Origin of the sequence: Pseudomonas peradeniyensis (assembly GCF_014268935.2) — a bacterium.
GTDB lineage: Bacteria > Pseudomonadota > Gammaproteobacteria > Pseudomonadales > Pseudomonadaceae > Aquipseudomonas > Aquipseudomonas peradeniyensis.
The window spans coordinates 1,658,143-1,671,170 of sequence record NZ_JABWRJ020000001.1 but is presented as its reverse complement, the minus strand read 5'-3'; the positions used below and the strand labels follow the sequence as shown (position 1 = coordinate 1,671,170).

General features: G+C 62.2%; 11 protein-coding genes and 1 pseudogene. 8 read left to right on the top strand and 4 right to left on the bottom strand.

The features are described from left to right. The first annotated feature begins 108 nt into the window (after nt 1–108). From HU751_RS07205 to HU751_RS07195, 3 genes are read left to right on the top strand one after another with little or no spacing between them, the layout of a single operon-like run. Nucleotides 109–651, top strand: coding sequence for a chalcone isomerase family protein (locus HU751_RS07205; protein ID WP_186732846.1), 543 nt, complete (start codon nt 109–111; stop codon nt 649–651). A 2-nt stretch (nt 652–653) separates the two neighbouring features. Next, the gene (locus tag HU751_RS07200) at nt 654–1,190 is read left to right on the top strand and encodes a DUF3833 domain-containing protein (RefSeq protein ID WP_186732862.1); all 537 of its coding nucleotides are present in this window, start codon (nt 654–656) and stop codon (nt 1,188–1,190) included. Next, a complete protein-coding gene (locus tag HU751_RS07195; protein ID WP_186732845.1) occupies nt 1,187–1,348 on the top strand; it encodes a DUF2256 domain-containing protein in 162 nt (53 codons plus the stop codon). The genes HU751_RS07200 and HU751_RS07195 overlap by 4 nt, the downstream gene beginning before the upstream one ends. Nucleotides 1,349–1,386: 38 nt before the next feature. On the opposite strand, the gene HU751_RS07190 is transcribed toward HU751_RS07195, so the two are convergent. After that, nucleotides 1,387–1,605 (bottom strand): hypothetical protein, encoded by a 219-nt coding sequence (locus tag HU751_RS07190; protein WP_186713361.1) that lies wholly within the window; start codon nt 1,603–1,605, stop codon nt 1,387–1,389. A gap of 297 nt (nt 1,606–1,902) precedes the next feature. Between HU751_RS07190 and HU751_RS07185 the strand changes: the two genes are divergently transcribed. The 3 genes from HU751_RS07185 to HU751_RS07175 all read left to right on the top strand — a co-directional run bounded on the left by HU751_RS07185 (nt 1,903) and on the right by HU751_RS07175 (nt 7,274). Next, nucleotides 1,903–2,763 carry an RNA ligase family protein gene (locus HU751_RS07185; RefSeq protein WP_186732844.1) on the top strand — a complete coding sequence of 287 codons (861 nt, stop codon included), beginning with the start codon at nt 1,903–1,905 and terminating at the stop codon, nt 2,761–2,763. Between the two features lie 14 nt (nt 2,764–2,777). Further along, nucleotides 2,778–3,923, top strand: a complete 1,146-nt coding sequence (locus tag HU751_RS07180) for an AAA family ATPase (protein ID WP_186732843.1) — start codon at nt 2,778–2,780, stop codon at nt 3,921–3,923. Between the two features lie 327 nt (nt 3,924–4,250). Then, nucleotides 4,251–7,274: a non-ribosomal peptide synthetase family protein gene (locus tag HU751_RS07175; protein WP_186732842.1), complete on the top strand. Its 3,024-nt coding sequence runs from the start codon at nt 4,251–4,253 to the stop codon at nt 7,272–7,274. A 69-nt stretch (nt 7,275–7,343) separates the two neighbouring features. Here HU751_RS07175 and HU751_RS07170 read toward each other — a convergent pair whose 3' ends face one another. Next, on the bottom strand, nt 7,344–8,279 hold the full coding sequence (locus HU751_RS07170) for a cyclase family protein (RefSeq protein ID WP_186732841.1): 936 nt from the start codon (nt 8,277–8,279) through the stop codon (nt 7,344–7,346). Between the two features lie 301 nt (nt 8,280–8,580). Here HU751_RS07170 and HU751_RS07165 point away from each other — a divergent pair, with 301 nt between their 5' ends. After that, a complete protein-coding gene (locus HU751_RS07165; RefSeq protein WP_186732861.1) occupies nt 8,581–9,714 on the top strand; it encodes a pyridoxal-phosphate-dependent aminotransferase family protein in 1,134 nt (377 codons plus the stop codon). Between the two features lie 22 nt (nt 9,715–9,736). Further along, the gene (locus HU751_RS07160; RefSeq protein WP_186732840.1) at nt 9,737–10,288 is read left to right on the top strand and encodes a YdeI/OmpD-associated family protein; all 552 of its coding nucleotides are present in this window, start codon (nt 9,737–9,739) and stop codon (nt 10,286–10,288) included. A gap of 40 nt (nt 10,289–10,328) precedes the next feature. Here HU751_RS07160 and HU751_RS27220 read toward each other — a convergent pair. Both HU751_RS27220 and HU751_RS07155 read right to left on the bottom strand, forming a co-directional pair. After that, a pseudogene (locus HU751_RS27220) lies at nt 10,329–10,448 on the bottom strand (hypothetical protein); the annotation flags it as partial. Nucleotides 10,449–10,727: 279 nt separating this feature from the next. After that, the gene (locus tag HU751_RS07155) at nt 10,728–13,001 is read right to left on the bottom strand and encodes an FdhF/YdeP family oxidoreductase (RefSeq protein ID WP_186732839.1); all 2,274 of its coding nucleotides are present in this window, start codon (nt 12,999–13,001) and stop codon (nt 10,728–10,730) included. Nucleotides 13,002–13,028 lie beyond the last annotated feature (27 nt).

The window sequence follows — 13,028 nt, the reverse complement described above, 5'->3', positions numbered from 1 at the left end:
TGGACGATCTACCTGATAGGTGCAGTCGACCCTTAAATCTATACATGATTTGATTTATCTGTACAGAAAACTAGTCTTGTATAAGTTAAGTCTTTCTGCAGATTCGTCATGGCATTCCTTGCGCGCTTGGCCTGTATCTGCCTGCTGCTGACGTCGATGCCAGCAGCTATTGCGGACTGGCGTGCAGCGCTGCCGGCGGCCCAGCAACTGGGCGGTGGCGACTTCACCTGGTTCGGCCTGCGGTTGTACAGCGCACGCTTGTGGACCGAGGGTCCGCGCCATGACTGGAACCAGCCTTTCGCCCTGGAACTGACCTACCACCGCTCATTGTCCCGGGACACGCTGGTGCAAGCCAGCCTTGAAGAGATGCGCCGCCTCGGCGCCGGCCACGTTACACCGCAACAGCTCGAAGCCTGGGCCAAGTCACTGCAGGAGGCATTCGTGGATGTACGCCCCGGCATGCGCATCACGGGCTTGTACCTACCGGGGCAGGGCGGCCGCTTCTATGTAGATGACCAGCCCACCCGCGCCCTTGCCGACCCGGCCTTTGCCCGGGCGTTCTTCGCCATCTGGCTGGACCCGCGGGCTCGGGACACCCAGTTGCGCCTGGAACTGCTCGGCCTGGCCGGCAAGCCCCGAGGAGGATCATGAACATGTACAGAATGCTGTTGCTGGCAGCCTGCCTGGTGCTGGGCAGCTGTGGCAATGTCGAAGTCGAGCAGTACGCCAGCGAGCAACCCCGTTTCGACCTGGCGGCTTTCTTCTCGCGCCCGGTGCAGGCCTGGGGCATGTTCCAGAAGCGCTCCGGGGAAGTGGTGAAGCGCTTTCACGTTCGCATCGACAGCCGCCGGGAGGGCGAACGGCTGATCCTCGACGAGCAGTTTCTTTATGGCGACGGCACACGGCAGCGGCGCACCTGGACGCTGGTGCCGGACGGTCCCGGCCACTGGCGCGGCACGGCGGGGGATGTGATCGGCGAGGCTCGCGGTCAAGTGGCCGGTAACGCACTGCGCTGGCGCTACACGCTGGATCTGCCGGTAGACGGGCGGCACTGGCAGGTGGACCTGGACGATTGGATGTACCTGATGGACGAGGACACCCTGATCAACCGCTCGCGCATGAGCAAGCTGGGGGTGGAGATCGGCCAGATCACCCTGTTCTTCCGCCGGCTGCCGGAGGGGGCTCCATGACTCGGCACGCACCCGTCGAGCGCAGCAAGATCTGCGCGGCATGCGGCCGGCCGTTCACCTGGCGCAAGCGTTGGGCGCGGTGCTGGGAGGAGGTGAAGTATTGTTCGCAGCGCTGTCGCCGCTCGGCGCCACCGCGCAGGACACAGCAGCAAGGGTAGGGCGGTCGCAAGACCCGATGCTGCGCCGCCCGGACACGTCAGTCTTTGCTGGCGTTGAGCTTGCGCAGCTCATCGTAGGTGGCGGACTGGACGAACCAGAAGCCGGAAACGATGCACCAGCCGAGGCTGCCGACCACGAACACACCCAGGGCTGGCAGGAATCCGCCGGTGAACAGGGTGATGAGGGCGAAGAGCCAGATAACGGCCAGGGAAATGTAGAGGACGATGTTGTTGACGCTGATGACGAAGTCTTTCACGAAGCATGTTCCTTGCGGGATTTCAAAAGATTGCCCCTCCAGGGGCGCGCAGATGCTATCACATTGCCTCCATTGAGGGCTTGACTTGCTGATGGCACCTGCTGTTGAATGCGCGCCCTCGAATCCCCGCAACCTTTTGCCAAGTGGTGAAGCCAGTGCCCTGCGCCATCAAACACGCCTGATACCGACGACGGTCCATCGTGCCTGATGGCTGCCCGTGCTTGCGCGCGGCGGCGCTTCATCCTCGTACCTGCCTGATCCTGTCGTCGGTTTTTCCCTATTTCCAAGGAGAAACCCATGAACATGGATTTTCGTGCCGACGCACATTCCCTCGAACTGCTCAAATACCCCCGCACACCCCATCTGCAAGGCTCGCGCCTGCAGGACGGCGACAGCGATGCCGGCCAGGTGGCCTATGGCTCGTTGGCCGGCCAATGGCTGGTGGTGGAAGAGAAACTCGACGGCGCCAACGCCGGCATCAGCTTTACCAACGGTGGCGAGCTTCGCCTGCAATCGCGTGGCCACTACCTCAGCGGCGGTGGCCGCGAGCGCCAGTTCAACCTGTTCAAGCAATGGGCCGTGGCCCACGAGCACTGGTTGCTGGAGCGTCTTGAAGACCGCTTCGTGCTGTATGGCGAGTGGCTGCACAAGAAGCACTCGGTGTTCTACGACCACCTGCCGCATTTTTTCTGCGAGTTCGACGTGTGGGACCGCGCCACGGGGCTGTTCCTGTCCACTGCGGCGCGCCGCCGCCTGCTCGCCGATGGGCCGGTGCTGTCGGTGCCGGTGCTGTACGAAGGCCCGGCACCACGCCGTTACGCCGAGCTGATGGCGTTGCTCGGCGACTCGCTGGCCAAGACCGCGCAATGGCGCGAAGTGTTCGAGCAGGTGGTGCGCCGCGAAGGCCTCGACCTGGCCCGTGCCTGGCGCCAGTGCGACCGCTCGAGCCGCATGGAGGGCCTGTACCTGAAGCTCGAAGACGAGCACCAGACCCTGGGCCGGCTCAAGTGGGTACGCCAGGACTTCGTCCAGGCCATCCTCGACGCCGACCAGCACCATGCCAACCAACCGTACATACCCAATCAACTGGCCGCCGGCGTCGATCTCTACGCACCGCGCCTGTCCCTGGACTGGCACGGCGCACGCCGCGGCGACTGAAGGAGCTTCCTGAAATGGATATTCGACAACTGCAACAACTGGTGCCCGACCCCGGGCACGACATGGACAGCGCCGCTTGCCTGGCGGCCATTCCGGCCCTGGCACGCCTGGCCGACACCCCGCAGGATCCGACCTATCACGCCGAAGGCGATGTGTGGGTCCATACCCGCCTGGTGGTCGAGGCGTTGCTGGCGCAGCGCGCCTACCGCGATGCCAGCGCCGAGCAGCGCTTCGTGCTGTTCTTCGCCGCCTTGTTGCATGACATCGCCAAGCCCGACACCACGGTGATCGACCCGCAGACCGGGCGCATCGGCCAACCCGGCCACTCGCGCCGAGGCGCGGTGGATGCGCGCCTGCTGCTGTGGCGCGCCGGCGTGCCATTCGCGCTGCGTGAACAGATCTGCCGGATCATCACCGTGCATCAACTGCCGTTCTTTGCCTTGCAGGGCGACCGCAGCGGGCGCAGCGCGGAGTTCCTGCTGCACAAGCTGTCCTGGGAGCTGCCGGTGTGGATGCTCTGCGCGGTGGCCGAGGCCGACATGCAGGGCCGCCACTATGCCGGCAAGGCCGATGTGCTGACCGCCATCGAACTATGGCGCGAGCTGGCGGCAGAGGAGGGGTGCTTGTACGGCCCACGGGCGTTTGCCGACGACTACACGCGCATTCAGTACCTGCGTGGCGCCCGCGTGCATCCGGACTATGCGCTGCATGAACCCTTGGGTTCCCAGGTGGTGATGCTTTCCGGCCTGCCAGCCAGCGGCAAGGACACCTGGACCGCCCGACACCACCCGGACCTGCCGGTGGTGTCGTTCGACGACGCGCGCCAGGCCCTGGGCTTGCGCCACGGCCAGAACGAAGGCGCCGCCGCCCACTACGCCATCGACCGGGCCAAGGCGCTGTTGCGCGAGCGCAGGCCCTTCGTGTGGAACTCGACGCACCTGTCGGGGCAGATGCGCAGCCGTACGCTGGATTTGCTGTATGGCTATGGGGCGCAGGTAGAGATCGTCTACCTGGAGCGGCCGGAGGACGAGATCATGCGGCGTAACCAGCGACGCGATACGTCGCTGCGCAATGACGATATACGGCGGATGCTGTTCAAGTGGGAGGTGCCGCTGCCGACTGAGGCGCATCGGGTGAGGTATGAGGTGGTGACGGGGTGAGGGGCTTGATGTTCAAGGTCCCACGCTCCTTGGATGGCCGCTGGGTTCACCACTACAGGCACTCTTGCGCATCGATTGCCCGTTTGTCGAAACCTCGGCCTTTTCGTAATCCTCTGGTCCATGACAGCGGCGTGCTCGACTAGTCTGGGGCTACCGACACCCAACGCGACATCAGGCCATGGAGCCCGGCCTCTGGAATGAACGGCTTTGCTTGCCCTTTGCAGTTTCCAAGTTTGCTCATGACGTCGATCCATGAAAGGGAGGCATTGCCCCCTTATGGCGTGAGCGCGTCCAGACACGTGTCGGACACAACGGAGGAACATTGCAATGGACTATGCACACGCAACTACCGTCGTCGAGTTGTTCGAACACCAGGCAGAACTGCAGGCGCAGAAGACGGCCATTTACCATGGGACGGACAGTGTCACCTACCAGGCGCTCAACGAGCGTGCCAATCGTCTTGCAAGGCACCTGATCGACATCGGCGTCACCCCCGGGGCGCTGGTGGCGATCTGTGCCGTTCAGTCGATTGACCGCCCCTTGTTCATGCTCGCGGTCATGAAGGCCGGTGCGGCCTATGTCCCGCTTGACCCGGATTATCCCGAGGCACGTCTGGAGCTGATCCTGGAAGACACCGGTGCGCGGTTTTTGATCGCTTCTGAACAGGTACTCGAAAAGTTTTCCAGTTACCAGGGGCAGCGGGTAGTGCCGGCCGAGGAAGAACAGGCGCGTGTGATTGCCGATCACCCGGCTGAAAATCTGCCGGTTAAAGTCGCCCCGCACGACCTCATCTATGTCATCTACACCTCCGGCAGTACCGGAAAGCCCAAGGGCGTCGCGGTCCAGCACGGTGCCGTCCACAGTTTTGCCGTCAACTACCCCGGCGTCACGGGCGTGTCTGCGAAGAACAAGGTCATCCAGCTGCTTTCCTATACCTTCGACGCCTCCTTCATGGACCTGTGGATTCCGTTGCTGGTGGGGGCCAGCTTGTACCTGTACCCCGACAACAAGGTGCTGGGCGCGCCGCTGCTCGATTTCATCAGGGCCAACCACATCGACGTCATTACCATGATCACCCCGACGATCCTGGCGTCGCTGCCTACCGAGGAGCCGATCGGCGATCTGCGCAGTATCGGCGTGGGCGGGGAGGCCTGCGCCGAGCACGTATTCCTGTACTGGGCGGACAAGGTGAAGCTGTACAACGCCTACGGCCCCACCGAAAGCACCATCGCGGTCACCTGCCATCCTTACCAGCCGGGGCAGAGTGTCAGAACCATCGGCAAGCCACTGGCCGGCGTGGGATTCCATGTGCTCGACGCCACGCTACAGCCATTGCCGGTGGGTGAACCCGGGGAGCTGTTCATCAGCGGAGACCAGCTGGCCAAGGAATACCTTGGCAAACCGGAGCAGACCCGCGAAAGGTTCGTGCTCATCGACGCGGACGTCGGGGCGCCAAACCTGCGCGCCTATCGGACCGGGGACATCGTGCGGCGGCTGGCGGACGGCAACCTTGAGTTCATCGGCAGGAACGATACGCAACTCAAGGTGCGCGGGTTCCGCATTGAGGCGGCGGAGATCGAGGGGGCAATCAACGTCCTCGAGGATGTCAAGGAAGCCGCAGTGGTGGCGGTGAATGCTGAGCACGGGCAACCCATCCTGGCGGCCTTCGTGACCCTGGGCGGCGCCACGCGGGAAACTGCGCTACAGGTGAAAGCCCGTATCCGCAAGGCACTGCACAAGACCCTGCCCACCTACATGGTGCCGGACAAGATCGTGATCCTCGACAGCCTGCCGTTGGCTTTCAGCGGCAAGGTGGACAGAAAGGCGCTGCAGGCAATGCCCACCGACGAAGCATTGTCGCTGGACGGCTTTGACGAGCAGGACATCGAAGGGATTCTGCTAGCCATCTGGCGCCATGTGCTGCAAGTGCAGGACATCGATCCTGCGGACAACTTCTTCGAACTGGGCGGCCATTCACTGGGCGTGGTCCGGGTGCTCACCGCCTTGCCTGCGCAGATCAGGAAGCACCTGACGCTGATAGACCTCTACCTGTACCCGACGCTGGAGGGCCTCGCCGCGCAGGTCAGGGCACGATACGACCAGGTGCCCCTGACCTTCGAGGAAAAGCAGCGGATCTCGACCCAGGTCCTGCTGGGCGACATTTCGTTGCAGGCGGATCATGACTATCCGACGCAGATCGACCCCGAAGTATTGGCCAACCCGCGCAAGGTGTTGCTCACCGGTGCCACCGGATTCGTCGGCGCGCACCTGCTGCTGGAGCTGCTGAACACGACCACAGCCGAGGTCTATTGCCTGGTGCGGGCCGAAAGCGCGACCCATGCCATCAGCCGGATCAAGTTCACCCTCGAGAAATACAAACAGGCCTGGCCAGAGGAGCAGGCTCCCCGCATCAAGCCCGTGGTCGGCGATTTCACGCTGGCGCGTATGGGCTTGCCGGAGGCGGCCTACCGCGATCTTGCGAGTGAGGTCGAGGTGGTCTACCACACCGGGGGTAACGTCAACTACATCAAGCCGTACCCCATCATGAAGGCCGTCAACGTCGACGGCATCCAGCAGATCATCGAGTTCGCCACCCGCTTCAAGCTCAAGTACCTGGTGGCGTGCTCCACCGTGGCGGTATTCAGCTGGGGTTACCTGCTCACCGGTAAGACCTGGATGTACGAGGACGAAGACATTCACCAGAACCTGCCGGTCGTCTGCCGTGACACCAACTACGTCAGAAGCAAATGGGTCATGGAGCGCGTGCTGGAGCAGGCCAGGCAGAAGGGGCTGCCGGTGATCGGCATCCGCCTGGGCTTCGTGATGTGCAACGGTGAGACCGGCGCCACCGAAATGAACCAGTGGTGGGGCAGTTTCGTGAGGTGCTGCCTGTCACTGGGCACCTACCCGATGATCATGGGGCTCAAGGACCAGCTGGTCACCGTGGACTTCGTGGCCAAGGCCATCGTCCATATCGCCAGGAACAAGGACGCCGTCGGCCAGTACTTCCACATGGTGCCCGACCCGGTGAACGATCTATCCGTGTCGGATTTCTTCGTGCGCCTGAACGAGATCTTCGACCTGGACCTGAAGCCGGCGCACTTCCACGACTGGCTCGCGCTCTGGCGCAACAATGAGAACAGCCCGCTCTACAGCCTGCTGAGCCTGTTCACGGAGGAGGTGGTCCCGGGCAAGTCCTTGGTCGAAGTCTATGAGATGACCTACTACTTCGAGCGGCGCAACACCGACCGCTTCCTGGCGGGCAGCGGCATCAAGACACCGCCGCTGGACAAGGCGCTGCTGTCCAGGTACCTGGACTTCATGGGCGTCACGCAGCACAGGGACAAGTGAAGGCCGGGCCAGGCTGCTGCCGGCCTGGCCCTTCCACCTGCCCGATGAGTCGGTATCGCGGCAGGGCGATCAGTAGATGGCCACCGGGTTGATATTGACCTGCGTCGCCCCCTTGTACAGCGGCTGGCCCAGCACGAACAGGAACTCGAAGGCCTTGTCGCGTACCAGGGCGCGGGTGTCGATCAGCTCCAGGTTGTAGATGCCGCGCTTGGCCAGCATGAACTGGTTGACCGGGAACTCTTCGCCGGTGGGGTTCGGATAGACCTCCGAGGCCCAGGTGTCGCCGCCGAAGGCAACGATGCCCTGGTCGGCCAGCCACTCGGCCGCCGGCAGGTCGATGCCTGGCTCGGTGGCGAGGAACTGCGCGTTGTCCTTGCCGATCAGCTCCAGCCAGCCGGTGTTGAACAGCACCACGTCGCCCTTGCGCAGGGTGATGCCTTGCCGTTTCAGCACCGCCTTGATGTCATTGACGGTGAACGACGTACCGCCCGGCACGATGGCCTTGCCGTAGTACGCAGTCATGTCCAGCACCACGCCGCGGGTGACCATCGGCGGCACGTTCTCCACGCCGAGCTTGGTCACGCCTTCGACGGTGACGAAATCAGCGGCCTTGTTGCCGTTGTAGTAGACGTTGTCGATACCAATATGGCCGATGCCGTTGAGCTGGGTGCCGACGCCGGTCCAGCCGTTGACCAGCTCGTCGTTGAAGCTGAACTTGTTCTTGCCCAGGGTCTGGCCGGCCTGTTCGCCGGGCTGGATGTTGTAGAGATGGAAGCTGCGGTGGCGGAAGGCGGGCAGGTCCTTGCTGACGGGGACGGCCAGGGGGTAGGTCTTGCCGGTCTTGACCAGAGTGATGGCTTGCTTGACCACCTCGGGGGTGAGGAGGTTGGCGGCGCCGATTTCGTCGTTGGGGCCATAGGGGGAGGATTGCCAGTCGGCGGCCAGGGTGGATTGGGCGGTGGTGGCCAGGGCTAGGGTGAGTAGTAGCGGTTTGAAATAGCGCAATGCTTGGGCTCCTGAACGGGAATTGATGTCAGGGGCGGATTTTGGGTGGAGGCGGGGAAGGGAAAAAGTGGTGGGTGGGACAAGGAGTTTTGCGTGCAAGGCAAGGAAGTGGACATCTCTGATGTTCAGTACGGGACTCGACTGCAGGGGAAGCTGTTGAGACTTCAACCAGTGGGCGTTTCCCTGATTTGAGTCAGGCAGGGGCCGGGCTGGCGATGCGGTGTGCCTGATGCATCTTGTCATTTGCAATAGCTTAGGGCAGGGTCGATGCCATGGACTTCTCTGCCAAAGGAACCGCACCATGTCGAAGATCTATCCCGGTATCGATCCCGAAGGGCTGGTCGAGTATTCGGTGGTCTACACAGACCGCTCGCTCAACCACATGTCCCAGTCGTTTCAAGGTGTGATGAAGAACATTTCAACCACCCTGAAACAGGTCTACAACGCCCAGGCGGTTGCAGTGGTTCCGGGCAGTGGCACTTTCGGTATGGAAGCGGTAGCACGGCAGTTTGCCACCGGCCAGCAATGCCTGGTGATACGCAACGGCTGGTTCAGTTATCGCTGGAGCCAGATCCTTGAGATGGGCAATATCCCGGCGGCCACAACGGTGCTCAAAGCCCGCCCGGTTGAAGCGGGGCGCCAGGCTGCCTATGCCCCGGCCCCTCTGGACGAAGTGTTGGCGGCCATTGCGTCGCAGAAGCCGCAGATTGTCTTCGCCCCCCACGTTGAAACGTCATCAGGGATCATCCTGCCTGATGAATACCTGCGGGCCGTGGGCGACGCCGTGCATGCGGTGGGTGGCCTGTTCGTGCTGGACTGCATCGCCTCCGGCGCGATCTGGGTTGATATGCACAAATGCGCGGTCGACCTGCTGATCAGCGCACCGCAGAAAGGTTGGAGCGCCTCACCTTGCTGCGCCCTGGTGATGCTCAGCGCCTTGGCCCTCGAGCGCATCGAATCGACGCAAAGCACCAGCTTCGCCTGCGACTTGAAGAAGTGGCTTCAGATCATGCAGGCCTATGAGCAGGGCGGCCACGCCTACCATGCGACCATGCCCAGCGATGCCCTCGCGCGGTTCAACGAAGTGATGAAAGAGACGCAAGCCTACGGTTTCGACAAGGTCTGCGATGAACAACAGGCCCTGGGTGATCGGGTGCGCGCAATGATGACCCGCAAAGGTATCAAGAGCGTGGCCGCAGTGGGCTTTCAGGCCCCTGGCGTGGTGGTGAGCTACACCGATGATGCCGATATCAAGAGCGGTAAGAAGTTTGCCAGCCACGGCCTGCAGATTGCCGCCGGCGTGCCGTTGCAATGCGACGAGTCGGCCGACTTCCAGACCTTCCGCATCGGCCTGTTCGGGCTCGAAAAGCTGCACCATATCGAGCGTACGGTCAGCACCCTTGAGCAGGCGCTGGACGAGGTGATGGTGAACTAGGCGCTCGGTGGGAGAACTTGCCATGGCAACAGACGATGCGAGGTCCCGATTCGAAGCCAAGCTTCTTCGTCCGGCAAAGCCCGGTGATGACAGGTCGTGGGCGTTTGCAGTTCTTCCAAGGGACGCGAGTGAACGGCTTCCGAGGCGGGGAAGGACGAGCGTTGAAGGCACGATCAATGGGCATCCTTTTCGGGCAACCCTAGAGCCTGATGGTCAGCTGAGCCATTGGCTGAAGGTCAGTAGCGATTTACTCGAAGCGGCGGGTGTGGCTGTTGGAGATATCGTTACCCTCGAACTCGTCCCTGTGAAGAAGGAGCCCGAGCCTGATATCCCAGCGGATTTCGAGAAAGCCCTGGCAAGCACACCTGAGGCTCAAAAGGTTTGGAACAGTACGACGACCCTTGCGCGGGTGGACTGGATCCACTGGATTACTTCAGCGAAGCAACTCAAGACGCGTGAAAAGCGAATTGGGGATGCCTGCGATATGCTTGCGGCCGGCAAGAAGGTGGTTTGCTGTTTCGACTCGTCCGGCTACTACAGCAAAGCATTTCGGGCGCCCGAGGCGGAAAATTGACCCGTGATGCAGCTCGGGAACATCCAGGGGCGCAACCAGCCCTATGTTGACGACAAGAGAACTTCTCGATGTGCTTCTGGTACTCGTTGAGGGTGGTGGCGCCGATCAGACTCAGCTCGCCTCGAGCCAGCGCTGGCTTGAGCACATTGGCGATGTGCATTACAGATCTCACAGAGCGTGGCCATGATCGTAAAGCTCCATGGTTGGCGGACAGGTCGGACTGACGTGTTCAACCTCTGATGGAAGACGACGCCTCACCAGGTAGGATGTTGGGGGCGCACAACGGGTAGGTAGGCGCATTTTCAGATGTATTGTCGCTGCAACAGTTCACCTGAGTTGCGAACGCAACTCAGGCCCGAACGGCGCGACATCTAACCGACGAATGACATGCCGGGCAGCGCAACGAAAGGGCGCCTCATGCGCCCATCTTGATCGTTGTTTAGTTGAGCTCAGAACGCATCACTCGCACCGGCACCGACTTGTACGACGGCGTTCCGCTGTCAACATCGATGTAGTCCAGCGGCACCAGCTGGTTAGCCTCGGGGTAGTATGCTCCCACCGAGCCGGCGGAAATTTTGTACTCGATGGCGGTGATCCGCTCGTAGCGCATCTTGCGGCCATGGCTGACGGTCTCGATGTCGACCAGATCGCCGTGAGCCAGGCCGCGCGCCTGCAGGTCGACGGGATTCATGAACAGCACGTCGCGGCGACCGAACACCCCACGGTAACGGTCGTCCATCGCATAGATGGTGGTGTTGTACTGGTCGTGGCTGCGCAGGGTGATCAACCGCAATACATCGTCACCGTCGACTTCCTTGTCTTCGTGCAGGCCCGGGAACACGAAGAATTCGGCCTTGCCCGACGGGGTCATCCACTTACGGTCGCAGGCTGGCAGCGGCATGCGGAAGCCGCCCGGTTCGCGGATACGCGCGTTGTAGTCGTCGAAGCCTGGCAAGGTCTTCTCGATCAGGTCGCGGATCTTATCGTAGTCGGCAGCCAGTTCCAGCCAAGGCACTGGGCTGCCTGGAAGGGTCGCGTTGGCCATACCGGCGACGATGGCCGGCTCCGATCGCAGGAATTCCGACGCGGGGTTCAGCTTGCCCGCCGAGGCATGAACCATCGACATGGAGTCCTCGACGGTGATCGACTGTCGTTCACCGTTCTGCACATCCAATTCGGTGCGCCCAAGGCAGGGGAACAAGTAGGTTTCCTTGCCTACTAGCAAGTGGGTGCGGTTGAGCTTGGTACCGATGTGCACGCTCAGATCCAGCTTGCCCATGGCAGGGAAGCACTGGCCAGGGTCGGGCAACGCCACGGCGAAGTTGCCGCCCAGGCAGATCAGCGCCTTCGATGTGCCGGCGATCATTGCCTGCATGGCCTGTACCGAGTCATGCCCATGTTCTGCCGGCGGCTTGAAACCTAGCACCTGCTCAATCTTGTTCAGGAAATCGGCCGGGGGCTTCTCTGTAATACCCACCGTACGGTTGCCCTGCACATTGGAGTGGCCACGCAGCGGGCAGATGCCGGCACCGGGCTTGCCGATGTTGCCGCGCAACATCAGCAGGTCGCAGATCAGCCGGACGTTGGCCGTGCCCTCGTTGTGCTGGGTTATGCCCATGCCGTAGGTGACGATGGTGGCGTTGGACTTGGCGTAGGCCGCCGCGACCTTTTCCATTTCGGCCTTGCTCAGGCCACTGGCGTGTTCGATGTCGGGCCACGTGGTCGCCAGTAGGTCGGCCTTGAGCGCCTCGAAACCGTTGGTGTGCTGCTCGATAAACTCGTAATCGAGCACCTGGCCGAGCGAGTCCTCCATCTCCAGCAGCGACTTCATCACCCCCTTGATCGCGGCGGCATCGCCACCGGCCTTGACCTGCAGGTAGGTCGAGGCGATCCGGGTGGAGCCGTAGGTGGCCATCTCAATCATGTCCTGCGGATCGGCGAAGCGCTCCAGGGCCCGTTCGCGCAGAGGGTTCAGGACCATGATCGGTACCTTGCGCCGCGACACCTCGTGCAGCGTGCCCATCATCCGCGGGTGATTAGTGCCGGGGTTGTGACCGATGGAGATCACCAGCTCGCAGGTATCAAAGTCGTCCAGCGACACCGAGCCCTTGCCCATACCAATGGAACGCGGTAGCCCGACACTGGTCGGCTCGTGGCACATGTTGGAACAGTCGGGGAAGTTGTTGGTACCCAGTGCCCGGGCGAACAGTTGGTACAGGTAGGCTGCCTCGTTGGAGGCACGCCCAGAGGTGTAGAACTCGACCTGGTTCGGTTCCAGGCCTCGGAGGATCTCGCCAATGCGGGCGAAAGCCTGTTCCCACTCCACCGGCTTATAGGTGTCGCTGGCGTGGTCGTAGACCATCGGATGGGTCAGCCGGCCGAGGTCTTCCAGTTCGTAGTCGGTGCGGTGCAGCAGCGTGGCCACCGGATGATTGGCGAAGAACTCGGGTGGGACGCGCTTGTTGGTCGCTTCCCAGGTCACCGCCTTGGCGCCGTTCTCGCAGAACTGGAAGGTCGACTTGTGCTCCTTGTCGGGCCAGGCGCATCCCGGGCAATCGAAACCGTCGGGCTGGTTGGTGCGCATCAAGGTGATGGGTGCTTTGAGCGTGTCCATCTGCTCTCGCACTGCCGTCGCGGTCGCTTTCAGCGCACCCCAGCCACCTGCGGGGCCATCGTAACTACGAACACCTGGTACCTTGCGTCGATTAGCCATGGTTGCTCCGAAAACGATTTATATTTA

Bases quoted from the DNA above. Each gene is read 5' to 3' on its own strand.
- HU751_RS07200 (WP_186732862.1), top strand. From the start codon at position 654: ATGTACAGAATGCTGTTGCTGGCAGCCTGCCTGGTGCTGGGCAGCTGT.
- HU751_RS07165 (WP_186732861.1), top strand. From the start codon at position 8,581: ATGTCGAAGATCTATCCCGGTATCGATCCCGAAGGGCTGGTCGAGTAT.
- HU751_RS07205 (WP_186732846.1), top strand. From the start codon at position 109: ATGGCATTCCTTGCGCGCTTGGCCTGTATCTGCCTGCTGCTGACGTCG.
- HU751_RS07160 (WP_186732840.1), top strand. From the start codon at position 9,737: ATGGCAACAGACGATGCGAGGTCCCGATTCGAAGCCAAGCTTCTTCGT.
- HU751_RS07180 (WP_186732843.1), top strand. From the start codon at position 2,778: ATGGATATTCGACAACTGCAACAACTGGTGCCCGACCCCGGGCACGAC.
- HU751_RS07195 (WP_186732845.1), top strand. From the start codon at position 1,187: ATGACTCGGCACGCACCCGTCGAGCGCAGCAAGATCTGCGCGGCATGC.
- HU751_RS07185 (WP_186732844.1), top strand. From the start codon at position 1,903: ATGAACATGGATTTTCGTGCCGACGCACATTCCCTCGAACTGCTCAAA.
- HU751_RS07155 (WP_186732839.1), bottom strand. From the start codon at position 13,001: ATGGCTAATCGACGCAAGGTACCAGGTGTTCGTAGTTACGATGGCCCC.
- HU751_RS07175 (WP_186732842.1), top strand. From the start codon at position 4,251: ATGGACTATGCACACGCAACTACCGTCGTCGAGTTGTTCGAACACCAG.